General features: G+C 65.9%; 25 protein-coding genes. 12 read left to right on the forward strand and 13 right to left on the reverse strand.

The features are described 5' to 3' along the window. Positions 1 to 10: 10 nt before the first annotated feature. The gene (gene trmFO / locus BMX16_RS00140; RefSeq protein WP_089898271.1) at positions 11 to 1,372 is read left to right on the forward strand and encodes a methylenetetrahydrofolate--tRNA-(uracil(54)-C(5))-methyltransferase (FADH(2)-oxidizing) TrmFO; all 1,362 of its coding nucleotides are present in this window, start codon (positions 11 to 13) and stop codon (positions 1,370 to 1,372) included. Next, positions 1,369 to 2,169 (forward strand): tRNA glutamyl-Q(34) synthetase GluQRS, encoded by an 801-nt coding sequence (gene gluQRS / locus BMX16_RS00145; protein ID WP_245731186.1) that lies wholly within the window; start codon positions 1,369 to 1,371, stop codon positions 2,167 to 2,169. The genes trmFO and gluQRS overlap by 4 nt, the downstream gene beginning before the upstream one ends. Before the next feature lie 39 nt (positions 2,170 to 2,208). Here the strand turns inward: gluQRS and hisI are convergent, their stop codons facing one another. Further along, complete coding sequence (gene hisI / locus BMX16_RS00150; RefSeq protein WP_089897459.1) at positions 2,209 to 2,571, reverse strand: phosphoribosyl-AMP cyclohydrolase; 363 nt, start codon at positions 2,569 to 2,571, stop codon at positions 2,209 to 2,211. A 66-nt stretch (positions 2,572 to 2,637) separates the two neighbouring features. On the opposite strand from hisI, the gene BMX16_RS00155 reads away from it, so the two are divergent. After that, positions 2,638 to 3,084, forward strand: coding sequence for an iron-sulfur cluster assembly scaffold protein (locus tag BMX16_RS00155; RefSeq protein ID WP_089897461.1), 447 nt, complete (start codon positions 2,638 to 2,640; stop codon positions 3,082 to 3,084). Positions 3,085 to 3,233: 149 nt separating this feature from the next. On the opposite strand, the gene BMX16_RS18150 is transcribed toward BMX16_RS00155, so the two are convergent. The 5 genes from BMX16_RS18150 to sciP all read right to left on the reverse strand — a co-directional run bounded on the left by BMX16_RS18150 (position 3,234) and on the right by sciP (position 9,036). Further along, complete coding sequence (locus BMX16_RS18150) at positions 3,234 to 3,356, reverse strand: hypothetical protein (protein ID WP_281242535.1); 123 nt, start codon at positions 3,354 to 3,356, stop codon at positions 3,234 to 3,236. Between the two features lie 106 nt (positions 3,357 to 3,462). Further along, entirely contained in the window at positions 3,463 to 5,553 is a 2,091-nt protein-coding gene (recG, locus tag BMX16_RS00160; RefSeq protein ID WP_089897462.1) for an ATP-dependent DNA helicase RecG, read from the reverse strand. Continuing rightward, positions 5,550 to 7,805, reverse strand: a complete 2,256-nt coding sequence (ligA, locus tag BMX16_RS00165; RefSeq protein ID WP_089898273.1) for an NAD-dependent DNA ligase LigA — start codon at positions 7,803 to 7,805, stop codon at positions 5,550 to 5,552. Before ligA ends, recG begins: the two co-directional genes overlap by 4 nt. Positions 7,806 to 7,954: 149 nt before the next feature. After that, complete coding sequence (ctrA, locus tag BMX16_RS00170) at positions 7,955 to 8,668, reverse strand: response regulator transcription factor CtrA (RefSeq protein WP_089897464.1); 714 nt, start codon at positions 8,666 to 8,668, stop codon at positions 7,955 to 7,957. Between the two features lie 74 nt (positions 8,669 to 8,742). Continuing rightward, complete coding sequence (gene sciP / locus BMX16_RS00175) at positions 8,743 to 9,036, reverse strand: CtrA inhibitor SciP (RefSeq protein WP_089897466.1); 294 nt, start codon at positions 9,034 to 9,036, stop codon at positions 8,743 to 8,745. A gap of 130 nt (positions 9,037 to 9,166) precedes the next feature. Between sciP and mnmA the strand changes: the two genes are divergently transcribed. The 7 genes from mnmA to BMX16_RS00210 all read left to right on the forward strand — a co-directional run bounded on the left by mnmA (position 9,167) and on the right by BMX16_RS00210 (position 15,289). Further along, on the forward strand, positions 9,167 to 10,306 hold the full coding sequence (mnmA, locus tag BMX16_RS00180; protein ID WP_089897468.1) for a tRNA 2-thiouridine(34) synthase MnmA: 1,140 nt from the start codon (positions 9,167 to 9,169) through the stop codon (positions 10,304 to 10,306). Positions 10,307 to 10,355: 49 nt separating this feature from the next. Continuing rightward, positions 10,356 to 11,228, forward strand: coding sequence for an ATPase (locus tag BMX16_RS00185; RefSeq protein ID WP_089897470.1), 873 nt, complete (start codon positions 10,356 to 10,358; stop codon positions 11,226 to 11,228). A 40-nt stretch (positions 11,229 to 11,268) separates the two neighbouring features. Then, entirely contained in the window at positions 11,269 to 12,192 is a 924-nt protein-coding gene (locus BMX16_RS00190) for a homoserine O-succinyltransferase (protein ID WP_089897472.1), read from the forward strand. Beyond that, entirely contained in the window at positions 12,176 to 13,177 is a 1,002-nt protein-coding gene (locus BMX16_RS00195; RefSeq protein WP_089897473.1) for an alpha/beta fold hydrolase, read from the forward strand. Before BMX16_RS00190 ends, BMX16_RS00195 begins: the two co-directional genes overlap by 17 nt. 44 nt (positions 13,178 to 13,221) lie before the next feature. Then, on the forward strand, positions 13,222 to 14,091 hold the full coding sequence (gene ppk2, locus BMX16_RS00200; RefSeq protein WP_089897475.1) for a polyphosphate kinase 2: 870 nt from the start codon (positions 13,222 to 13,224) through the stop codon (positions 14,089 to 14,091). Beyond that, the gene (locus tag BMX16_RS00205; RefSeq protein ID WP_089897477.1) at positions 14,084 to 14,701 is read left to right on the forward strand and encodes a TetR/AcrR family transcriptional regulator; all 618 of its coding nucleotides are present in this window, start codon (positions 14,084 to 14,086) and stop codon (positions 14,699 to 14,701) included. Before ppk2 ends, BMX16_RS00205 begins: the two co-directional genes overlap by 8 nt. A gap of 81 nt (positions 14,702 to 14,782) precedes the next feature. Continuing rightward, on the forward strand, positions 14,783 to 15,289 hold the full coding sequence (locus BMX16_RS00210) for an acyloxyacyl hydrolase (protein ID WP_143057970.1): 507 nt from the start codon (positions 14,783 to 14,785) through the stop codon (positions 15,287 to 15,289). Here BMX16_RS00210 and BMX16_RS00215 read toward each other — a convergent pair. The 6 genes from BMX16_RS00215 to BMX16_RS00240 all read right to left on the reverse strand — a co-directional run bounded on the left by BMX16_RS00215 (position 15,286) and on the right by BMX16_RS00240 (position 20,774). Next, positions 15,286 to 16,368 carry an ABC transporter ATP-binding protein gene (locus tag BMX16_RS00215; protein ID WP_089897480.1) on the reverse strand — a complete coding sequence of 361 codons (1,083 nt, stop codon included), beginning with the start codon at positions 16,366 to 16,368 and terminating at the stop codon, positions 15,286 to 15,288. The genes BMX16_RS00210 and BMX16_RS00215 overlap by 4 nt on opposite strands. After that, entirely contained in the window at positions 16,365 to 17,165 is an 801-nt protein-coding gene (locus tag BMX16_RS00220; protein ID WP_089897482.1) for an ABC transporter permease, read from the reverse strand. Before BMX16_RS00220 ends, BMX16_RS00215 begins: the two co-directional genes overlap by 4 nt. Continuing rightward, entirely contained in the window at positions 17,162 to 18,037 is an 876-nt protein-coding gene (locus BMX16_RS00225) for an ABC transporter permease (protein WP_089897484.1), read from the reverse strand. Before BMX16_RS00225 ends, BMX16_RS00220 begins: the two co-directional genes overlap by 4 nt. A gap of 193 nt (positions 18,038 to 18,230) precedes the next feature. Then, positions 18,231 to 18,722, reverse strand: a complete 492-nt coding sequence (rpsI, locus tag BMX16_RS00230) for a 30S ribosomal protein S9 (RefSeq protein WP_089898275.1) — start codon at positions 18,720 to 18,722, stop codon at positions 18,231 to 18,233. After that, positions 18,722 to 19,183 carry a 50S ribosomal protein L13 gene (gene rplM / locus BMX16_RS00235; protein ID WP_089897485.1) on the reverse strand — a complete coding sequence of 154 codons (462 nt, stop codon included), beginning with the start codon at positions 19,181 to 19,183 and terminating at the stop codon, positions 18,722 to 18,724. The genes rpsI and rplM overlap by 1 nt, the downstream gene beginning before the upstream one ends. A 151-nt stretch (positions 19,184 to 19,334) precedes the next feature. Continuing rightward, positions 19,335 to 20,774 carry an aminotransferase-like domain-containing protein gene (locus BMX16_RS00240; RefSeq protein WP_089897487.1) on the reverse strand — a complete coding sequence of 480 codons (1,440 nt, stop codon included), beginning with the start codon at positions 20,772 to 20,774 and terminating at the stop codon, positions 19,335 to 19,337. Positions 20,775 to 20,858: 84 nt separating this feature from the next. On the opposite strand from BMX16_RS00240, the gene BMX16_RS00245 reads away from it, so the two are divergent. Beyond that, complete coding sequence (locus tag BMX16_RS00245) at positions 20,859 to 21,086, forward strand: DUF1127 domain-containing protein (protein ID WP_089897489.1); 228 nt, start codon at positions 20,859 to 20,861, stop codon at positions 21,084 to 21,086. 55 nt (positions 21,087 to 21,141) lie between these two features. On the opposite strand, the gene BMX16_RS00250 is transcribed toward BMX16_RS00245, so the two are convergent. After that, positions 21,142 to 21,579: a PaaI family thioesterase gene (locus BMX16_RS00250; protein ID WP_089897491.1), complete on the reverse strand. Its 438-nt coding sequence runs from the start codon at positions 21,577 to 21,579 to the stop codon at positions 21,142 to 21,144. 57 nt (positions 21,580 to 21,636) lie between these two features. On the opposite strand from BMX16_RS00250, the gene BMX16_RS00255 reads away from it, so the two are divergent. Then, a complete protein-coding gene (locus BMX16_RS00255; RefSeq protein ID WP_089897493.1) occupies positions 21,637 to 22,440 on the forward strand; it encodes an enoyl-CoA hydratase in 804 nt (267 codons plus the stop codon). Positions 22,441 to 22,506 lie beyond the last annotated feature (66 nt).

The following is a 22,506-nucleotide window of genomic DNA, read 5'->3' on the forward strand; positions in this document are numbered from 1 at the left end:
CATCGCGGGCATGACACATCATCTGAACATCATCGGCGGCGGCATGGCCGGGTCAGAGGCCGCCTGGCAGGCGGCCAATGCGGGTCTGCGCGTGACCATCCACGAAATGCGGCCAAAGGTCGGCACCTTCGCCCATCGCACCGGCGATCTGGGCGAGATGGTCTGCTCCAACTCCTTCCGGTCCGACGACCACGAACAGAACGCCGTGGGCCTGCTGCATTGGGAAATGCGTGCGGCGGACGGCCTCATCATGCAGACCGCGCAGAAACATCGCCTGCCCGCAGGCGGCGCACTGGCCGTCGACCGCGACCCCTTTGCCGCCAGCGTCACCGCAGCGCTGAAGGCGCACCCGAACATCGACGTCGTCTATGACGAAATCACCGACCTGCCCCGCGACGGCCAGTGGATCATTGCCACCGGCCCCCTGACCAGCGGCGCACTGGCCGAAGCGATCCGCACGGAGACCGGTGCCGACAGCCTCGCCTTCTTCGACGCCATCGCGCCCATCGTCTATGCCGACACGGTGAACATGGACGTGGCCTGGCGGCAATCCCGCTACGACAAGGGCGAGACGGAGGACGAGCGCACCGCATACCTCAACTGCCCGATGACCAAGGACCAGTACGAGGCGTTCATCGACGCGCTGCTGGCCGCCGAGAAGACCGAGTTCAAGGACGGCGAAACCGCCGCCTACTTCGACGGCTGCCTGCCAATCGAAGTGATGGCCGAACGGGGCCGCGAAACTCTGCGCTTCGGCCCGATGAAACCCGTGGGCCTCACCAATGCCCATGACCCCGAGACAAAGGCCTATGCAGTCGTGCAGTTGCGCCGCGACAACGCGCTCGGCACGCTCTACAACATCGTGGGCTTCCAGACCAAGATGAAGTACGGCGCGCAGAAGACTGTTTTTGCGATGATTTCGGGGTTGGAGACGGCAGAGTTCGCGCGCCTTGGCGGCATTCACCGCAACACGTTCATCAACTCGCCCGTACTGCTCGACCATCAGATGCGGCTGAAATCGAGGCCGAACATCCGCTTTGCGGGGCAGATCACCGGCGTCGAAGGCTATGTCGAAAGCGCTGCGATGGGCCTGCTGGCCGCCCGCTTGGCCGTGGCGCAGGCGCATGGCATCGACCTGCCACCGGTGCCCAACACCACGGCGATGGGCGCACTGGTGCACCACATCACCGGCGGCGCGGATGCCAAGACGTTCCAGCCGATGAACGTGAACTTCGGTCTGTTCCCGCCGCTCGAGGCGTCCGGGATCAAAGGTGGCCGTCGCGGGCGCAAGGACCGCTACAAGGCCTACACTGACCGCGCCAAGGCCGACTGGACCGCATGGCTGGCTCAGACGGAAACCGTGCCCGCTTGATCACACGCTTCGCCCCGTCGCCGACCGGGCCGCTGCATCTGGGCCACGCCTATTCGGCGATGCTGGCGCATGACATGGCGATGGCTGCGGGCGGCACGTTCCTGCTCAGGATCGAGGACATCGACCAGACCCGCGCTCGTCCCCAGTGGGAGGCGCAGATCCTGGACGACCTGCACTGGCTGGGCCTCACGTGGCCCACGCCCGTCATGCGACAATCGGACCGCGGGCCGGCCTATGACGCGGCGCTCGACGCGCTGTGGCAGCGGGGGCTGCTCTATCCCTGCACCTGCAACCGCCGCGACATCCTGACCGCCGCCAGCGCCCCGCAGGAAGGCGCGCCGATGGGCCCCGATGGCGTGATCTATCCCGGCACCTGTAGTGGCAAACCCCGGTCAGGTCCGCGCCCGACGGACAGCGCCTTGCGGCTCGACACGAGCTTGGCCCTGCAAGGCAATGACGCGCATGGATTACCCGATGACGTGCCGACCACGATCGGCGACGTGGTGCTGGCCCGGCGCGACATGGGCACGTCCTATCACCTGTCGGTGGTCGTGGACGATGCGGCCCAGGGCGTCACCCATGTCTTGCGCGGAGAGGACTTGTCGGACGCTACGCCGATCCACATCCTGCTACAACGCCTGCTCGGCCTTGTCACGCCCACCTACCGCCACCACCGCCTGATCCGCGACGAGGCTGGCAAGCGACTGGCAAAGCGCGACGACGCCCGGGCCATCGCGATCTACCGCGCGGACGGGGCCTCGCCGCAGGACATCCGCGCGATGGTCGGGCTGGCCTGACATCATCTTGCCCGAAATACCCGCCCGCGGCAGGCGTCCTCAACCCACCATCGGCGCAGCCGTCACCGTTTCCCCACTACCGTCCACCAGCGTATAGAAACACGACTGACGCCCGGTGTGACACGCGGGCCCGGTCTGATCGACGCGGACCAGCAGGCAGTCGCGGTCGCAATCGATGCGGAACTCCACCAGCTCCTGTACGTGACCCGATGTCTCGCCCTTGATCCAGAACGCCTGCCGGGACCGCGACCAATAGGTGACGCGCCCAGTGGCCAGCGTCCGCGCCACCGCATCGGCATTCATCCAAGCCATCATCAGCACCTGCCCGCTGGTCGCGTCCTGCGCGATGGCGGGGATCAGCCCTGCAGCATCATAGCGCAGCGTGAGGGGGTCGAAGGGCATGGGTGCAACCTTTGCAACAGGACCAATGCCGCCTATCTAGGGGGCACGCTGCGAAAGGGCAAACCGATGACCGACAAGGCCGAGATGATGAAGCTCTATTCGACGCGGATCCTCGCCCTCGCCGCCGACGTGCCACATACGACCCGGCTGACGGCCCCTGACGGCACCGCGCGCCGCCGCGCGCCGCTCTGCGGCTCGACCGTGACGGTGGACGTGGGCGTCAACGACGGGCACGTCACCGCCTTCGGTCAGGACGTGAAAGCCTGTGCGCTGGGTCAGGCGGCCGCATCGGTGGTGGGTCACGCGGTGATCGGCCTCGACCGGGCGACGATACAGCGCGGCCGGGACGAGCTTCTTGCGATGCTGACGACCGACGGCCCGGTGCCCGCAGCCCCCTTCGAAGGTCTTGCGGTGCTGGAACCGGCGCGCGATTACAAGAACCGCCATGCGTCCATCATGCTCAGCCTCGACGCCACGCTGGACGCCCTGACCGCAGCGCGGGCGAAGCCATAAAAAAAACCGCCGCACATCCGGGCAGGATGGCGGCGGCAAGGGGTGCGACCCGGCGGAAACGGTCAGGGCAGGCAACCCGGTGACCGTGGGGACAGGCGGATGCAGCGGCCCGGTGGGACAGGCGCGCCGCGATGCCGAATCGCGGCAGGTCAGATCATCGCAGGCAGGGACAATCCGACAAACAGCATGACAACCAGTGAGGCGACCCCGATCGCGTCGGCCAGAAGTGTATCGCGGCTACGGTGGATCGCGGTCTTGATATCCTTGGCCATGGGCTCTCTCCTCCGGTTGGCTTCTGTTGCTTCTTTGTTCTCACATCTTTGTGGGTTCTGTAAAGAACTTTTTAAGAACATTCGTGAACATTGTACCCCGATGTTCTCAACCCACTGAAATCAGGCGGATCCCGCGGTCCTGTTCCATCAGCCACAGCAGCACCCGCGCCGCCTGACCCCGCGGGGTGGTCAGCGCGGGATCGTCGTGCAGCAGCTTGCGGGCGTCCGACTGCGCCACGGCCATCAGCGCCGCCTGCCGTTCCAGATCGGCGATGCGGAATCGCGGCAGTCCCGACTGCGCGGTGCCGATCATGTCGCCTGCGCCACGGATCGCCAGATCCTCCTCCGCGATGCGAAAGCCGTCCGCGGTCTCTCGCAGGATGCCAAGCCGCCGCTGCGCCGTCTCGCTCATCGGGGCCTGATACAGCAGCAGACAGGTGGACGCCGCTGCCCCGCGCCCGACGCGGCCACGCAGTTGGTGCAGCTGGGCCAGACCGTAACTCTCGGCCCGTTCCACCACCATGATGGAGGCGTTGGGCACATTGACGCCCACCTCGATCACCGTCGTGGCCACCAGCACGCGGGTCTGCCCGGCCGCGAACCGCGCCATCGCCGTGTCCTTGTCCGCGGGCGGCATCTGCCCGTGCACCAGCCCCACGACACCGTCGCCCAAGGCGGCACGCAGCGCGGCAAAGCGTTGCTCGGCTGCCGTCATGTCCAGCGTCTCGCTTTCCTCGACCAGCGGGCAGACCCAATAGGCCTGCCGTCCGTCGGCCACGGCGGCGCGCAGACGGTCCACCACCTCGTCCAGCCGGTCCGTGGGGATCAGCGCGGTGGTGACGGGGGTGCGACCGGGCGGCTTTTCGTCCAGCACGCTCAGGTCCATTTCGCCATATTGCGCAAGGCTCAGGCTGCGCGGAATCGGGGTGGCGGTCATCACCAGCACGTCGGCCGCCTGCCCTTTGGCCCCCAGTTCCATCCGCTGCGCCACGCCGAAGCGGTGCTGTTCGTCCACCACCGCCAGCCGCAGATCGTGAAACACCACGTCCTTCTGGAACACCGCATGGGTGCCGACCAGAATATCGATCCGACCCTCCGCCAGGGCCGCCAGCTTGTCGCGGCGCACGGCGCCCTTGTCGCGGCCCGTGAGAATCTCCAGCACGACGCCCGCATTCGCCGCCAGCGGGCGCAACCCGTCGAGGTGCTGGCGGGCGAGGATCTCCGTCGGAGCCATCATCACGCCCTGCCCGCCCGCCTCTACCGCGGCCAGCAGCGACAGGAGTGCCACGAGGGTTTTCCCTGATCCCACATCGCCTTGCAGCAATCTGTTCATGCGGTGCGGTGCGGCCATGTCGCCCTGGATTTCGGCCACCGACCGCCGCTGCGCAGCAGTGGGGGCGTAGGGCAAGGCGGCCAGCACCCGGTCCTGCAACAACCCGGTCGCCTGCGTCACCCGCCCCGGCTTGCGCCGGATCTGTGCACGGGCCAGCGCCAGTGTCAGCTGATGCGCAAAGAGTTCGTCATAGGCCAGACGCGTGCGCGCTGGCGTGAACGGTGACAGGTCGGTGCTGGCCTGCGGGCGGTGCGCCGCAGCCAGCGCCGTGTGCCAGTCAGGCCAGCCTTCGCGCACCAGCAATGGGCCGTCGATCCATTCCGCCAGCGGCGGGGCCAGTGCGACCGCTGCCTGCGTCGCCTTGAACATCAGCTTTTGCGTGATCCCCGCACTCAACGGATAGACCGGCTCATAGGCGGGAATGGTATCGGCATCGGCGGGCGACAGGATGTAGTCGGGATGCGCCATCTGGCCGATGCCGTCGAAAGGTTCGATACGCCCCGACACGATCCGCCGCGTCCCTTCGGGCAACTGATGCGTCAGATAATCGCCCTTGGCGTGAAAGAAGATCAGCTGAAACGTGGTCTCAGCATCGCTCACCGTGATGCGGTAGGGCCGCCCCTTGACGGTCGGCGGCATGTGCGGCCCCACCGTCACCTCGACCGTCACGACCGCAGGCGGGACGACATCGTTGATCGTGGCGCGCCTGTGGCGGTCGATGCCGCCCTGCGGCAAGGTGAACAACACATCGCGCGGGCGCGTGATGTCCAGATGCTTCAGCAATTGCGCGGATTTCGCGCCGATCCCCTTCAGCGTGACGATTTCACCAAAAAGGGGAAAGAGGACCTCCGGCCTGCCGGTCACGCGTCACCGATCAGGGTCAGCCACCCATCCTCATCGATGGTTTCCACCCCAAGTTCTGCGGCCTTGGCGGCCTTGGACCCCGCACCGGGGCCGGCCACCAGCAGATCTGTCTTGGCGCTGACAGAACCTGCCACCTTGGCGCCAAGCGCCTCGGCGCGGGCCTTCGCCTCGGCGCGGGTCATCTTTTCCAGCGTGCCGGTGAACACGACGGTCTTGCCCGCCACGGGGCTGGTGCTGGACGCGCGGGCCACCACCGGCTGCACCGTCAGCTCCGCCACGAGGCGGTCGATCGACGCCCGCTCCGCCGGTTGTTGCAAGGTCGTGACCAGCGCCGTGGCGACCGTGGCGCCGATCCCCTCGATCCCCACCAGATCGTCCCATGCCGTGCGGGCGTCGGGCGGGACGCTGGACCAGGCCGCGTCGCGTACCGCTTTCAGACTGGCGCGACGCCCGGCGTCGGCGGCCGCACGACGCTCCTCAGCCTCGGCCCGGTCGGCCTGAAGTTGTGCGACGGCGGCGGGGGCTGCGGCATCCACGGCGGTCATCAGCGCTGTCCACGTGCCGAAGTGGCGCGCGAGATCGGACGCTGCAACCTCGCCCACATGGCGGATACCCAATGCGAAGATCAGGCGATTGAGCGGGATATTCCTTTTCTCGTCAATGGCATCGAACAGGTTTCTCACGCTGGTCTTGCCGAACCCATCGCGGTTTTCCAGCCGCGCGATCGCGGCGTCGTTGCGGGCGCGCAGGGTAAAGACGTCGGCCGGTTCGCGTACCGCAAGCGCGTTATCGCCAAAGAAGTATTCGACCTGTTTCGCGCCAAGCCCCTCGATGTCGAAAGCCGCGCGGCTGACGAAGTGCCGCAGCTTTTCCAGCGCCTGCGCCGGGCAGATCAGCCCGCCCGTACAGCGCCGCACCGAATCGCCGTCTTCGCGCACGGCATCGGACCCACAGTCCGGGCATGTCTCTGGAAAGACATAAGGCACCGCGTCCGCAGGCCTGCGCGCCAGATCCACGTCGCGGATCTTGGGGATGACGTCGCCCGCGCGAAAGACCTCGACCCAGTCGCCGACGCGGATGTCGCGGCCGTCGCGGATCGTGTTGCCGTCGCTGCTGCGTCCGGCAATGTAATCCTCGTTGTGCAGGGTCGCGTTGCCGACGACGACGCCACCCACCGTGACGGGCGCCAGCCGCGCCACCGGCGACAGCGCGCCCGTCCGCCCGACCTGGATGTCGATGCCCGCAAGCTGCGTCCAGGCCCGTTCCGCCGGAAACTTGTGCGCGATGGCCCATCGCGGCGTGGTCGACCGAAAGCCGAGCCTGCGTTGCAGGGCGAGGTCGTCCACCTTGTACACCACGCCGTCGATATCGTAGCCGAGCGTGGCGCGGTCGACCGCGATCCTGTCATAATGTGCGATCATCTGGTCCGGGCCGTCGCAGACCTGCGTCAACGGATTGACCGCGAAGCCGAGGGCGGCCAGCCGGTCGATCGCGCCGGACTGCGTGTCTGCCAGCGCCTCCGACACCTCGCCCCAGGCATAGGCGAAGAAGCGCAGCGGGCGCGCTGCGGTGATGCCGGCATCGAGTTGCCGCAGCGACCCTGCCGCCGCATTGCGCGGGTTGGCAAAGGTCTTGCTCCCCGCTGCCACCTGCCGGTCATTCAGCGCCGCAAAATCGTCGTGGGCCATATAGACCTCGCCCCGCACCTCAAGGATCTGCGGCGCGCCGGTCAATCGCTGCGGGATCGTGTCCAGCGTGCGCGCGTTCGGCGTCACATTCTCGCCGACGGTGCCGTCGCCGCGCGTGGCCGCATGGACCAGAACGCCACCCTCGTAGCGCAGCGACAGCGACAGGCCGTCGATCTTGGGCTCTGCCACGTAGCGCAGGGGCACGTCGGGCGCGATCCCGAGGTAGCGGCGGATCCCGCTATCGAAATCGACGATGTCCGCATCGGCAAAGGCATTGGCCAGCGACATCATGCGATGGGCATGGGTGACCTTGCCGAAACCGTCGCTGATCGGTGCACCGACCCGGTCGCTGGGCGAATCGGACCGCTTGAGGTCCGGGAAGGCCGCCTCCAACGCCTGATTGCGGCGCTTCAGCGCGTCGTAGTCGGCATCCGACAGGACAGGGGCATCTTTGCCGTGATACGCATCGTCAGCGGCCGTCAGCCGGACGGCCAGATCGGCCAGTTCCGCGATGACGGCGCTGCGGTCCATCTGCGATGGCACCGGTGCCTCTGTCCGGGCCATGTCGCCTGTCGTCTGCGATGCCATTGTGACGTCTCCGGTCTGCACCCGCCGCTGCGCGGAGCCTCGCAGAAGCTAGGGCCTGCGGCGTCGGACGTCCAGCAGCGACTCATCCGTGCCGCCGTCGCGGCACGACCTGGCAGCGCACGGTGTCAGGCGCCGAGGGCGATCTGCGTCTTGGCCATCTGGATCTGCGGATCGCGCAGGACGTAACCACGTCCCCAGACCGTCTCGATGAAATTGTCGCCGCCCGTGGCCTCGGTCAGTTTCTTGCGCAACTTGCAGATGAACACGTCGATGATCTTCAATTCCGGCTCGTCCATGCCGCCGTACAGATGATTGAGGAACATTTCCTTGGTCAGGGTCGTGCCCTTTCGCAGGCTCAGGAGTTCCAGCATCTGATACTCCTTGCCGGTCAGATGCACGGCGGTGCCGTTCACCTCTACCGTCTTGGCGTCCAGGTTGACGGCAATGGTCCCGGTGCGGATCACCGACTGGGCGTGTCCCTTGGACCGGCGGATGATGGCATGGATGCGCGCCACCAACTCCTCGCGGTGGAAGGGTTTGGTCAGGTAGTCGTCTGCACCGAAACCGAAACCCTTCAATTTGTTGTCGGTATCATCCTCGCCGGACAGGATCAGGATCGGCGTGTCGATGCGCGCCAGCCGTAATTGCCGCAGCACCTCGTGCCCGTTCATGTCCGGCAGGTTCAGATCGAGGAGGATCAGGTCGTAGTCGTAGAGCTTTGCCAGATCGATGCCCTCTTCACCCATGTCGGTGGCATAGACGTTCAGATTGGCGTGGCTCAGCATCAGTTCGATGCTCTTGGATGTGGTGGGATCGTCTTCGACCAACAATACGCGCATGAAGCCTCTCCGCTCTCTATGTCGACTTACAAATTGATCTTTAAAAGTTAACGCTCCGTTACGAATAAAAGGTTTTATGCCTGTTCATCCTTCGGTTGTCTATATTGCTGCAACGCTGTCGTGCGCAGGGCATCACGACCATGCAGCCGCATCGCGGTTTCCCAGGATGCGAATTCGTCTTCCGTCAGATCGTATGTGGCAAGTGCCGCCTCGCGCGGGATCAAGCCGTGGGTCACGGCCGCCACCACCGCCGCCTTGCGCGAGGCGACCCAGCGCCGCGTGCGGGCAGGCGGCAGGTCCGCACGTGTCATGATCGACCCGTCAGGCAGGGTCACGGACCGCGGCCCATCGACTTTCTTCAGAAACATGCCGCATCTTTCCCATCAACCTTGCGGAACCGACACTCGGTGAAAGGCTTTAAGGACTGGTAAGCGCGGGTCGCAGCATATAGATCGCATTCGTCTCGACTTTGACCCGACCTGTCGCAAGGTGACTGCCATGCCCCTCGACCACGCTTTGAATTCGCTCGGTTTTGCCAAGCCACCCGCGCAGACGCGGGTCGTCGTCGCCATGTCGGGTGGGGTCGACAGTTCCGTCGTGGCCGCTCAACTGGCAAGCGAAGGCTATGACGTCGTGGGGGTGACCCTGCAACTTTACGACCATGGCGCAGCGCTGGCCCGCAAGGGCGCCTGTTGCGCCGGGCGCGACATTCACGACGCCGCGCGCATCGCTGAAAAGATGGGATTTCCGCACTACGTCCTCGATTACGAGAATATGTTCCGCGAGGCGGTGATCGACGAGTTCGCCGACAGCTATCTGGCGGGTGCCACGCCGGTGCCCTGCATCCGCTGCAATGAGCGGGTGAAGTTCAAGGATCTGCTGGCGACAGCGCGCGATCTGGACGCGGACTGCATGGCAACGGGGCATTACATCCAGCGCAAGACGGGCACGCTGGGGCCCGAGCTGCACGCCGCGGCCGATGCCAACCGCGACCAGAGCTATTTCCTGTTCTCGACCACCGCAGAGCAGCTGGATTACCTGAGGTTCCCGTTGGGACATCTTGAAACGAAAGCACAAACGCGCGCGCTTGCCGCGCAGTACGGCCTGTCCGTCGCGGACAAGCCCGACAGTCAGGACATCTGTTTCGTACCCGACGGCAACTATGCCGCCGTGATCGAGAAGCTGCGCCCCGGTGCCGCCGCCCCCGGCGAGATCGTCGATGTGGACGGCACCGTGCTGGGCACGCATCGCGGGCTGATCCACTATACCATCGGGCAGCGTCGCGGGCTTGGCATCGGCGGGTTGGAGACGCCGCTTTATGTGGTGAAGCTGGACGTGGACACGCGCCGCGTGATCGTCGGACCGAAAGCGATGCTGGCGACCCGCCGCGTGCCGCTGCGCGAGGTCAACTGGCTGGGGGACGGCGGTTTTCTGGCCGGTGGCACCCGCCAGATCGCGGTCAAGGTGCGGTCCACCAAGCCGCCCGTGGAAGCGACGCTGCGCCCGATCAGCGACACCGAAGCCGAGGTCGAGCTGTTCGCCGCCGAGGAAGGCGTGAGCCCCGGTCAGGCCTGCGTATTCTATGATCCCGCCAGCACGCGCGTGCTGGGCGGCGGCTGGATCTGGCGCGGGCACTGACCGTCACAAACCGCTGGAAAACGGCGCGAGGCCGCCGTAACCAGTCGCCATGATCTATTCATCCTCAGCCGACTGGCTGGCCGCACCGCACAAACACCTGCTGCTGATGGGCATGTCCGGTCTGGGCAAGACCCATGTCGCCAGCCTGCTGCGGCGCAGCGGCGACTGGTTCCACTATTCGGTCGATTACCGCATCGGCACCCGCCACATGGGTGAACTCATCGCCGACAACGCCAAGGCGGAGGCGATGAAGGTGCCGTTCCTGCGCGACCTGCTGCTGTCCGACAGCATCGCCATCGTGTCCAACATCACCTTCGACAACCTCGATCCGGTGTCCACCTATCTGGGCAAGCCGGGCGATCCGGCGCGTGGTGGCCTGCCGCTTGCGGAATATACCCGCCGGCAGGAGCAGTTCCGCCGGGCAGAGGTCGCGGCGCTGCTGGATACCGGGCATTTCATCGACCGGGCCCGCGCGCTCTATGGTTATCCGCATTTCGTGTGCGACACGGGCGGGTCGATCTGCGAATGGGTCGATCCCAAAGACGCGAACGATCCGGTGATGACGCATCTGGCCGCCCGCACGCTGATCGTCTGGATCGAAGGGTCGGATGCGCATACGGCGGAACTGGTACGCCGGTTCGATGCGGCACCGAAGCCGATGTCCTATCAGGCGGGGTTCCTGATGGACGCATGGCGCAGCTATCTGGCCGACAACGACTGCACGGAAGGAGACGTCGATCCCGACGCCTTCATCCGCTGGACCTATGCCCGCGCCTTGGCGCACCGTCAGCCGCGCTATCGCGCCATCGCTGAGCGGTGGGGGCTGACGATCCCTGCGAGCGACGTGGCGACCGTGCGCACGTCGTCCGACGTGGAGGCGCTGATCGCCCGTGCGCTGATGCAGGTTGAGATGCGGGGCTGACCCGCCTATCTGCCACGCACCGACTGACAGGATACCAGACATGCCGATCAAACTGCCATCCACCCTGCCCGCCTATGCCGTGCTGTCGCGCGAAGGCGTCATGGTCATGGCCGAGGATACGGCCGACCGGCAGGACATCCGCCCGCTGCGCATCGCGCTGTTGAACCTGATGCCGAAAAAGATCCAGACCGAGAACCAGTTCGCGCGCCTGATCGGCGCCACGCCGCTGCAGATCGAGTTGAGCCTGATCCGCATGAGCGAGCACCAGACCCGCAACACCGCCGCAGAGCACATGGAGGAGTTCTATCGCCCCTTCGCGGACGTGGCGGCGACGGGCGAAAAGTTCGACGGCCTGATCATCACCGGCGCGCCGATCGAGCATCTGGCGTTCGGGGACGTGACCTATTGGAACGAGCTGCAACAGGTCTTCGACTGGACGCAAAGCCATGTGCATTCGACCTTCGGCGTCTGCTGGGGCGGCATGGCGATGATCAACCATTTCCATGGCGTGCAGAAACATGCGTTGGAAAACAAGGCCTTTGGATGCTTTCGTCATGTGGTGACATCGCCCGCCTCGCCCTATCTGCGGGGGTTTTCGGACGACATCGTGGTGCCGGTCAGCCGCTGGACCGAGATGCGCCAGAGCGAGATCGACGCGCATGGGTCGTTGCAGACCCTGATCACCAGCGCAGAGACCGGGCCATGTCTGGTCGAGGACCCGCAGCACCGCGCGCTCTATGTCTTCAACCATTTCGAATACGACAGCGGCACGTTGAAACAGGAATACGACCGCGACGTGGCGGCGGGGACGCCGATCAACGTGCCCTGCAACTACTATCTCGGTAACGATCCCGCCAATCCGCCGCAGAACCGCTGGAGAAGCCACGCGCACCTTCTATATGGCAACTGGATCAACGAAATCTATCAATCCACAAAGTATGATTTGAATGAAATTGGCACGTAGAGCGTTCACCCTGTCGGCCCTGACGCTGGGTCTGGGCGCCGTCCTGACCGGCTGCACGGCCAGCCAGCGCTTTCAGTCGGCAGAGGCCGCGTTTCCGCCGATCGGCGAATTCGTGACCGTCGCAGGTGGCGCGCGCGTCCATTACATCCAGGCGGGCAGTGGCCCCGACGTGGTGCTGATCCACGGGGCGGGCGGCAATTTGCGCGACTACAAGTTCCAGCTGTTCGACCGGCTGGCGGAAAACTACCGCGTGACGGCGTTCGACAGGCCGGGCTTGGGATATACCGACCGCTTTCCGGGCCTGCCGGACGGGCCGTTCGCGACGGCTGGCGAAAGCCCGCTGCAACAGGCCATGATGCTGCGCGACGCGGCCAACCAGTTGGGCGTCACCGATCCGGTGGTCGTGGGACATTCGCTGGGCGGCATCGTGACCTATCAGTGGGCCCTGATGGGACTGGATGAGGAAAGCCCTGTAAACGCTTCTGCCATCGTGTCTTTCGCCGGTGTTGCAATGCCTTGGCCCGGTGGCCTCGGGGCTTATTACACCATCAACGGCAGTGCGTTCGGCGGGGCCGTGACGATCCCGCTGATCGCGGCCTTCGTGCCGACATCGACGGTCGAGAACGTGATCGAGGGCACCTTCGCCCCACAAGCCGCGACCCCCGGCTATGGCGAGTACATCGGCGCGCCGCTGGCGCTGCGACCAAGCACGTTCCGCGCAAACGTGCGGCAGGTGAACACGATGCGGCCACATACGGTCGAGATGGTGAAACGCTATCCCGAACTGACCCTGCCGGTCGAAATCCTGCATGGCACCGAAGACAGCACGGTTCCCATCGACATCCACTCCGACCGGATCGCCGAGATCATCCCGACCACCAATCTGGTCCGGATGGAGGGGATCGGCCACATGCCCCACCACGTCGATCCTGATGCGGCCATCGCCGCAATCGACCGCGCCGCGACCCGCGCCGGATTGCGCTGACGGCGTCCTCTGACATAGTGCGGCAGCACACTGCGGAGGATGCCATGACCAAACCGTTCGACGGCGGGATCAGCCGCTTTTTCGAGGATGACGCCCCGGACGCGGTGCGCGATCTGATCCGCAACGCGGACAAGGACCACATCTCGAACCCGGACTTTCCCTATCCGGATGAGTGGTCCAAGACGCCCTACGAGGCGGCGCTGGCGGACCTGCAGATCGAACTGGCGAAACTGCAGGCCGCGACGCAGTCCGACGGACAGCGCATCGTCGTGCTGTTCGAGGGCCGCGATGCCGCAGGCAAGGGCGGCACCATCGCCCGCTTTCGCGAGAACATGAACCCGCGCCACGCCCGCGTCGTCGCCCTGTCGAAACCCACCCACACCGAGGCGACGGAGTGGTATTTCCAGCGCTACATCCGCCAACTGCCCGCCGCCGGCGAGATCGTGTTCTTCGACCGAAGCTGGTACAACCGCGGCGTCGTCGAACACGTCTTCGGCTTTTGCACGCCCGCACAGCGCGAAGCGTGGTTCAGGCAGGTCACGGCGTTCGAAAAGCTGCTGGTGGACGACGGGATCAGGCTTTTTAAGCTCTGGCTGACCGTGGGACGCGCGACGCAGTTGCAGCGCTTTCTCGACCGCGAGAATGACCCGCTCAAACAATGGAAGTTGAGCCAGATCGACGTGGACGGGTTGCACAAGTGGGACGACTACACGACGGCCATCGACGAGACGTTGACCCGCACCCATACCGCCGATGCGCCCTGGACGGTGATCCTGGCCGACGACAAACGCCGCGCGCGGGTGAATGCGATCCGTGCAGTGCTGACGCCGCTGGAATATGCAGGCAAGTCGGCCAAGGCCATCGGCGACGTTGATCCCTTGATCGTCGGTGCCCCAGATCTGCGCCATGGCTAAGCAGGGCTATCACCACGGCAATCTGGCGCAGGCCCTCGTCGATGCGTGCCTGTCGCTGATCGAGGCGCGTGGTCCCATGGGCTTCACCCTGTCGGAGGCCGCACGCGAGGCGGGGGTCACGCCTGCCGCCGTCTATCGCCACTTTCAGGGCCGCGACGACCTGATCGCAGAGGCGGCGTTGCAGGGCTACACCGTGTTCGCCGACCGGATGGAGGCGGCGTATGCCACGGGCCAGCCGTCAGACCTGCGGGCGTTCCTCGCGACCGGGGCGGCCTATCTGCAGTTCGCCCGCGACAATCCCGGCCACTACGTCGCGATGTTCGAAAGCGGCATCTCCGTCAACCGCTCGCCCGCGCTGAATGCCGCGGCCTCACGGGGGCTGGGCGTCCTCGAACAGGCAGCGGCCGACCTGTCGCGCCACATTCCACCGGCCCGCAGGCCGCCGCCGCAGATGTTCGCCGCCCATGTCTGGGCCCTGTCGCACGGCGTGGTCGAACTCTTTGCCCGCGGCAATCCCGGCAGGACGAGCCCCTATTCCCCCGACGATCTGCTGGAAACCGGCGTCGGGATCTACCTGCGCGGTCTGGGCCTGCTGCCCGCCGATACCTGAGACGGTGCTTGCCAGCGGCGGCGATGCGGTCCACAGCGGGCCGCACAACCGACCGACACACAGCAGACAGGCGCGCACACCTTGGACGGATCACTTGCGGCGATATTCATGGCCATCAGCCTTGCGGATGCGGGCTTTGGCACCGCGTCAGGGACCGACCGCGCCCCCGTGACGCCGCGCTTTTCCATGCAGGCCGGCACCGTGATGTTCGACGGCGACCACATCGGGCAGGAGTTGTATCTGGGCGTCGATTCCGCCCGCCGCCTTGGCCCGGTGCAACCGACATATGCCCTGTCCATCACCACCGATGGCGATGTCTGGGTGGGCGCCGGCGCGAAGTGGACCAGCAGCGCCGTGCTGCCCGGTCCGCTGTTTTTCGAGACCAGCCTGATGCCCGGCCTCTATGCGCGCGGCGGTGGGCCCGATCTTGGCAGCGTGCTGGAATTCCGGTCTGCCATCGGCGTGGGATATACCTTCGACACCGATGCGACGCTGACGGTCAGCTACGACCACCGCTCGAACGGCGACATCGCGCACATCAACCCGGGGCTGGAGGTGCTGTCGCTGCGCGTGGCGGTGCCATTCTAGAACACCACGATGGCGCGCTCGTCCCAGCCGATCCGGGTCTGCGCCCCCACCTCGAGCACGGGACGCCCGATCAGGTTTTTCATCGCGATCGTCAGGGGTTCCGGCACGTCCTTTACCCGGACGTCGTAATAGGTCATGTCGCCGTAATAGACGACCTCGTCCACGGTCGCCGTCGTCTCGTGGCGCGACGCCGTTTCGCCCTCGAACAGGATCGCCAGCGTTTCCGGGCGGATGCCGACCGCTGCGGGACCGATGACCGCCCCTTCCGGCACCTGCACATGGGGCACCTGCGTCACGCCGAACCCGGCGATGTCCAGCGTCACGGCCCCGTCGATGCCCGTGACCTGGGCGGGCAGGAAGTTCATCTTGCCGATGAACTCCGCCACCCGGCGCGAGTTCGGGCGACGGTACAGCGTTTCGGGATCGTCCAGCTGACCGATTTCGCCCGCGAACATGACGGCGATGCGGTCCGACATGACCAGCGCCTCCTCCTGGTCGTGGGTGACGAGGATGAAGGTGATGCCGATATGGCGTTGCAGGCGGATCAGTTCGACCTGCATGTGTTCGCGCATCTTCTTGTCCAGCGCCGACAGCGGCTCGTCCAGCAGCAGCACCTTGGGCTTCAGGATCAGCGCGCGCGCCAGCGCCACGCGCTGGCGCTGGCCACCGGACATGGCATGGGACGCGCGATTCTCGTACCCGTCGAGGCCGACCAGATGCAGCGCTTCCTTGACCAGTGCGGCATGCTGAGACTTGGCGATGTCGCGGCGCGTGCGCAGGCCGAAGGCCACGTTCTGGCCCACCGTCAGGTGCGGGAAGATCGCATAGGACTGGAACACCATGTTGGTGGGCCGCTTGTTCGGCGGCACGTCGCTCATGTCGCGGCCAGAGATCATGACCGTGCCGCCGGACACCCCCTCGAACCCCGCGATGACGCGCAGCAGGGTGGTCTTGCCGCAGCCAGACGGGCCCAGCAGGGAAAAGAACTCGCCCTCTCGGATGGTCAGGTTGATGTCGCGCAGCGCATGATAGTCGCCATAGTATTTCTGGACGCCGCGCAGCGTGATGAGGTCGGTCAAAGGAAGCCCCCGGTATCGGTGCCGCCGGCGCGACGTACGCCCCGCCTGCGGAAGATTTCGGCAATGGTCAGCAGCAGGATCGAGAGCGCCACGAGGATCGTCCCCAGCGCCATGATGACCGGCAGCGACGACGGGAACCGCAAGAGGCCCCAGATATAGACCGGCATGGTCGGATTCGCGCCGGTCAGAAAGAACGCGATGATGAACTCGTCCAGGCTGATGGTGAAGGCGATCAGCATGGACGACACGATCCCGGGCATGACCAGCGGCAGCGTGACCAGCCGGAACGCGGACCAGCGGGATTCGCCCAGATCCAGCGCCGCCTCCTCCATCGCCGGATCGAGGGCGGCGAAGGCGCCGTTCAGGATCGCGATGGAGAACGGCGTGCAGATCAGCACGTGCGCCATGATGATCGTCCAGTTGCCCAAAGACAGCCCCAGCACCTGCCGCAGGACCACCAGCAGCGACACGGCCACGATGATTTCCGGCAGCACGAGCGGCAGCATGATAAAGCCGGTGATGCCCTTCTTGCCGCGAAAATCGCTCATCGCACCGGCGCGGGCGGCGCACAGCCCGAGGATGGTGGCGAAGACGGCGGTGCAGGCGGCGATGACCAGCGAATTACGCACGGCGGCATGCAGGGCGGCGTTCTGCGTCAGTTCGGTGAACCACTGCGTCGTGAATCCCGACAAGGGAAAGGCGATGATCGTCCCATCGTTGAACGCGAATACCGGCAGCAAGGCGATCGGCGCATAGAGGAAGATCAGATAGGCGATGACATAGACGCGCAGGCTCACGAGCGGCCCCTCAGGTACTTCCGGTTCAGGAACACGAAGATCAGCGAAATCGCCGTCACGCACAGCATGGCGACCACGGCCAGTGCGGCCCCCAGCGGCGCGTTGTTCAGTTGCAGGAACTGCGTCTGGATCATGTTGGCGATCAGCTTGCCACCGGCACCGCCCATCAGTTCAGGCGTGACATAGTCGCCGATGGTCGGGATGAACACGATCAGCACCGCCCCCACGACGCCCGGCATCGACAGCGGCAGGGTGATGCGCAGGAACGTGCTGAACTTGCTCTCGCCCAGGTCCTGCGATGCCTCCAGCAGGCTGCGGTCGATCTTTTCCAGCACCACGAAGATCGGCAGGATGGCGAACGGCGCGAACGCATGCGCCAGCGTGATGATGACCGCGTTCACGTTGTACAGGATGAAGGTCAGCGGTTCGGTGATCACGCCGAGTTCCAGCAGGCCGGAGTTGATGACACCGTTGTAGCCCAGAATCACCTTCCACAGGAACACGCGGATCAGGTAGCTGGTCCAGAACGGGATGGTGATCAGGAACAGCCACAGACTCTTGCGGCTGGGTTTGACGTGAAAGCTGATGAAATACGCCACCGGATAGGCCAGCACGACGGTGACGGCGGTGACGATTCCGGACACCATGAGCGAGCGTTGCAGCAGCAGCCCATAGATCGGGCTGTCCCAGATCTCGCGGTAGTTGGCGGTCGTGAACGTGGTGTCCACGGTCATGAAATCCTGCGTCCAGAAACTGAACAGGATGATCGCGCCCAACGGCACCGCCAGCAGCAGCAGCGCATAGGCGAAGGGCACCCCCAGCAGGGTGATGCTGCGGGTCTGATCGGGCGAAAGTGATGTGCGGCGTGCCATGCGCTGATCGTTTCGCCACCGCAGCAAAAGATCAAGGCCGGATCGTCCGGCCCCCGTTCTTCTGGTCAAAAATATCCCGGGGGACGGCGCAGCCGGGGCGCAGCCGGGGCGCAGCGCCCCCGAACCGCGCATCCATGAAATGAGACGGGCGACCCCGCAGGGCCGCCCGTTCCATGTCGACAGTTTCCGACGCTTAGCGCTTGGAGAACTGGAAGCTCTTGCGGGCCTTCGCCTTGCCGTACTTCTTGCGTTCCACGACGCGGCTGTCGCGGGTCAGGAAACCGGCGGCCTTGAGTGCGGCACGCAGGGTCGGATCGTACAGCTGCAGCGCCTTGGACACACCGTGCTTCACAGCACCGGCCTGACCGGACAGACCGCCACCGGCGACCGTCGCCATCACGTCGAACTGGCCGACGACACCGGCGATCTGGAACGGCTGCTTGAGGATCATCTGCAGCACGGGACGGCTGAAGTAGTCGTCGATCGGCTTGCCGTTGACGACGACCTTGCCCGAGCCCGGCTTGATCCACACGCGGGCGACTGCGTCCTTGCGCTTGCCGGTGGCATAGGCGCGGCCGAGGCTGTCGCGGACCGGCTCACGGGGTTCCATGGCGGTTTCGACCGCACCGATGTCGGCGGTCACAGCGCCGCCCAGCTCTTCGAGCGAGTTGATCTGATCGGCCATCATGCAGTCCTCGTGTTCTTCTTGTTCATGGACGCGACGTCCAGAACTTCGGGCTTCTGGGCTTCCATGCCGTGGGCTTCGCCCGCAAAGACGCGCAGGTGGGTCATCTGCTGACGGCTCAGCTTGCCGCCGGGCAGCATCCGCTTGACGGCCTGCATGACGACGCGCTCGGGGTGCTTGCCATCGAGGATCTCGCCGGTGGTGCGGAACTTGATGCCGCCCGGGTGGCCCGTGTGCCAGTAGTTCTTTTCGTCACGCTTGTTGCCCGTGATCTGCACCTTTTCGGCGTTGATCACGATGACATTGTCGCCCATGTCCATGTGCGGCGTGAAGGACGGCTTGTGCTTGCCGCGCAGACGCATGGCGATGATCGACGCGAGGCGGCCCAGGACGACGCCTTCGGCATCGACCAGGATCCACTTCTTGTCGATATCCGCCGGGGTCGCGGTAAAGGTTTTCATTATCTCACCAAGGATATTCGGGGGCCAACGTCGGCCCGTCATTCGGATGAGTGGCTTATACGCACCGCGAACGCACCGTCAAGCGCCGCATACTCAAAATACGAAAGCAAAATCAGCGACTTGCGATTAAGGTATCATAATACCCCATAAATCACACCGCGATCCGCGCCGGCGGCGCGTTCAGCAGCGCGCGCAGGCGCTGCATGGCGGTGCGAAAGTCCGCGTGGCTCACCTGCCCGTTGATCGCGATGCGCACCGCATGGACCATGCGGCTGTCGCGCTGCACAAAGGCCTCGGCGGATTTCAGCACGACCCCCTGCGCCTTGGCCGCATCGACGAAGGCCTCCGCCCGCCATGGCGGCGGCAGCGTCAGCCAGACGAAGGGCGCACCATCCGCCCAGGCCAGATTGTGCCCCGCCAGCACCTCGACCGCGCAGGCGACGTCCTGCGCGATCCGCGCGGTGACGGCGGCCATGATCTGCGGCAGCTCCGGTGCCGCCATGACACCCGCATAGGTATGGCACACCAGTTGCGACACGCCAAAGCTGTGGCCCGTCGCTGTCCGCACCAGTGCGGGCCCGCAGGACTGCGGTGCCACCGCGAAACCGATGCGCAGCGCGGGTGTGAGCGATTTCGACGGCGAGGTGACATACCACCCCAGTTCCGGCAGCAGCGCACGATAGCTTGGCCCCAGCCGCTGCGTCCGGCTGTAGCAGTCGTCGTCGATCACGTGCACGCCGTGGCGGCGCGCCACCGCCGCGATCTCGGCCCGGCGCGCCGGCGTGGTGGCACGGGTCGTCGGATTGCAGACCTCGGCCGCGGTGCAATAGATCTGGACCCGGTGCTGCCGCACCAGTTGCGTGAACACCTCCACGCTCGGCCCTTCGGTGTCCCACGGCACGGACCACACCTCGGCGCGGCACAGCTCTGCCGCGCTGCGAAAGCCGTTGTAGCTCAGCTCGTCCACGATGATCGCGGGCTGCGGGCCGTGCAGCAGGGTCTGCATGATGAGGACGACGGCATTCTGCCCGCCATGCGCCAGCACGATGTCGTCGACCGTCGCCGGCCCGATGGCTGCGGGGTCGAGAGTCGCATGAAACGCGGCCCGCGCCGCCACATCGGTGCTGCGGCTGGGATAGCGCATCAGCGTGTCGGGCGGTGCCGCCGCCAGCTGTCCCAGCACGCGCACCATCAGGGCACCCTGCCCCATGTCCGGCATCCGCGGACTGACCAGATACCCCGGCTCGCCCTGCGCCACGGGGAAATCCGCCATCAGCGAGGGCGCCATATGCTGTGCGATGTCCTGCGTCAGCCCGGGCGGCAGGTGTGCGGGCCGGTCGGCCACGAAGGTGCCACGCCCGACGCCCGCCACCAGCACCCGATCATCGACCAGCAGGCGGTAGGCCCGCGCGACGGTCCCCGGCGTCACGCCGACACGGTAGGCCAATTCGCGCACGGGGGGCAATTGCGCGCCCGGCGCAAGCTGTCCACCGGCCACACCTTCGCGGATCGCCAGCGCAAGAGCCTCGTATTTCGAGCGCTGCGGCGCTTGCGACAGATCGGGCATCCACATTGTATCGGATACAATCATTTTCTGGACGCCTCTATGATCGCTTTGTATCCATACACCATAGCAGATCGCTACATTGTGTCAATACAATTCAAGGACAGGACCATGACCGCCGCCCTCCACACGTCGCAACTCAGCCTTCTGAACAGCCAGGCCGCCCTGCCGCGCTTGGCCCAGATCTGCGTGACGGCCGCCGTGGCGGTCACCGTCTGGGACATGCGCCGCCGCACCCGGCATACGCTGGCGCGCCTCGACGCGCACGAGCTGCGCGATATCGGCCTGACCCCGGGTCAGGCCCGCGCCGAGGCCGACAAGGCCTTCTACCAGCGCTGAACGGTTACCACGAACGACCCCGAGCACCTCGGCCAGCCTTCGGGCTGGCCTTTTTTCATGGTGCGACGGGTTCGCGGACGGGCGGAATGGCATAGGTCAGCCCGGCGCGGGCCACGGGGGCGTCCAGCCCCTCGGACCGGATCATCGCGTCCACCACCGCCAGCTGCCGCCCCAGCTTCAGCACGCGGCAGTCGCAGATTAGGTCCACGCCGCTGGCGGGCTTGCGCATGAAGTCGATGCTGCAATTCGTCGTGACGGCCAGCGGCACCGGCCCGATCCGCGACAGGATCGCCAGATAGGCCGCCACATCCGCCAGCGCGAACATCGCAGGCCCCGATACGGTGCCACCGGGCCGCAGATGCCGGTCCGCAGTGACAAGGCGCACGCGCACGCCGTCCGCCGTGACCGCGTCCACGGCGAAATCGCCGGCCACCTGCGGGAACGATTCCGCAAGGAAGGCCATCATCGCCGCCGCATCCATCTTCGGTTCCAAACGCGCCTCCCCTGCCCTAGGCTGATCCCAAGACAGCAGAGAAGGCGCCCCATGACAATGCGCAGCGACACGACCGCACCGCTGGTGACCCGCCATGACGCGGCGCATGTGGCCACCTTGACGCTGCAATCGCCGGGCAACCTCAACGCGCTGTCCACCGCGATGATGACGGCCCTGCACGCAACGCTCGACACGATCGCGAAAGATCCGACCGTGCGCGTGGTGATCCTGCGCGGTGCGGGCCGCGCGTTCTGCGCGGGTCACGACCTGCGCGAACTCCTGACCCTGCGCGACGGGCCGGACACCGGTGCGGCGGGGCTCAAGGCCCTGTTCGACCGCTGCACGGCGCTGATGACGCGCATCCAGTCGCTGCCGCAGCCGGTCATCGCACAGGTCCACGGGCTGGCGACGGCGGCGGGTTGCCAGCTGGTCGCGACCTGCGACATGGCGGTGGCCGGCGACGCGGCCCGTTTCGGCGTGAACGGGGTGAACATCGGGCTGTTCTGTGCCACGCCGATGGTGGCCCTGACCCGCAACATGCCCGCGAAGTTGGCGTTCGAGCTTCTGACAACGGGCCGTTTCCTGACCGCGGCAGAGGCACGCGACGGCGGCCTCGTGAACCGCGTCGTGCCCGACGGCGACCTTGATGCCGCCACCCGCACCCTTGCCGACACCATCGCCACGAAACTCCCCGCCGCCGTCCGCATCGGCAAACAGGCGTTCCACGCGCAGATCGGATTGCCCACTGCCGCCGCCTACGCGCTGACCGGCGACGTCATGGTCGCCAACATGGCCCGCGACGACACCACCGAGGGGATCGACGCCTTCCTCGCAAAACGTGCCCCCGACTGGCCGGGGTAGCTCGTCGTCCCACGTTCTTCTGGTCGAAAATATCCCGGGGGGCGTCCGCTTTGCGGACGGGGGGCT

Origin of the sequence: Loktanella fryxellensis, assembly GCF_900110065.1 — a bacterium.
GTDB lineage: Bacteria > Pseudomonadota > Alphaproteobacteria > Rhodobacterales > Rhodobacteraceae > Loktanella > Loktanella fryxellensis.

Bases quoted from the DNA above. Each gene is read 5' to 3' on its own strand.
- BMX16_RS00155 (WP_089897461.1), top strand. From the start codon at position 2,638: ATGACCGACAAGGCCGAGATGATGAAGCTCTATTCGACGCGGATCCTC.
- trmFO (WP_089898271.1), top strand. From the start codon at position 11: ATGACACATCATCTGAACATCATCGGCGGCGGCATGGCCGGGTCAGAG.
- rpsI (WP_089898275.1), bottom strand. From the start codon at position 18,722: ATGGCCGATCAGATCAACTCGCTCGAAGAGCTGGGCGGCGCTGTGACC.
- sciP (WP_089897466.1), bottom strand. From the start codon at position 9,036: ATGTTTCTGAAGAAAGTCGATGGGCCGCGGTCCGTGACCCTGCCTGAC.
- BMX16_RS00205 (WP_089897477.1), top strand. From the start codon at position 14,084: ATGGCTAAGCAGGGCTATCACCACGGCAATCTGGCGCAGGCCCTCGTC.
- ctrA (WP_089897464.1), bottom strand. From the start codon at position 8,668: ATGCGCGTATTGTTGGTCGAAGACGATCCCACCACATCCAAGAGCATC.
- BMX16_RS00185 (WP_089897470.1), top strand. From the start codon at position 10,356: ATGATCTATTCATCCTCAGCCGACTGGCTGGCCGCACCGCACAAACAC.
- BMX16_RS00190 (WP_089897472.1), top strand. From the start codon at position 11,269: ATGCCGATCAAACTGCCATCCACCCTGCCCGCCTATGCCGTGCTGTCG.
- ligA (WP_089898273.1), bottom strand. From the start codon at position 7,805: ATGGCCCGGACAGAGGCACCGGTGCCATCGCAGATGGACCGCAGCGCC.
- ppk2 (WP_089897475.1), top strand. From the start codon at position 13,222: ATGACCAAACCGTTCGACGGCGGGATCAGCCGCTTTTTCGAGGATGAC.
- BMX16_RS18150 (WP_281242535.1), bottom strand. From the start codon at position 3,356: ATGGCCAAGGATATCAAGACCGCGATCCACCGTAGCCGCGATACACTT.
- BMX16_RS00245 (WP_089897489.1), top strand. From the start codon at position 20,859: ATGACCGCCGCCCTCCACACGTCGCAACTCAGCCTTCTGAACAGCCAG.
- BMX16_RS00225 (WP_089897484.1), bottom strand. From the start codon at position 18,037: ATGGCACGCCGCACATCACTTTCGCCCGATCAGACCCGCAGCATCACC.
- BMX16_RS00195 (WP_089897473.1), top strand. From the start codon at position 12,176: ATGAAATTGGCACGTAGAGCGTTCACCCTGTCGGCCCTGACGCTGGGT.
- BMX16_RS00240 (WP_089897487.1), bottom strand. From the start codon at position 20,774: ATGATTGTATCCGATACAATGTGGATGCCCGATCTGTCGCAAGCGCCG.
- hisI (WP_089897459.1), bottom strand. From the start codon at position 2,571: ATGCCCTTCGACCCCCTCACGCTGCGCTATGATGCTGCAGGGCTGATC.
- rplM (WP_089897485.1), bottom strand. From the start codon at position 19,183: ATGAAAACCTTTACCGCGACCCCGGCGGATATCGACAAGAAGTGGATC.
- BMX16_RS00255 (WP_089897493.1), top strand. From the start codon at position 21,637: ATGCGCAGCGACACGACCGCACCGCTGGTGACCCGCCATGACGCGGCG.
- mnmA (WP_089897468.1), top strand. From the start codon at position 9,167: ATGCCCCTCGACCACGCTTTGAATTCGCTCGGTTTTGCCAAGCCACCC.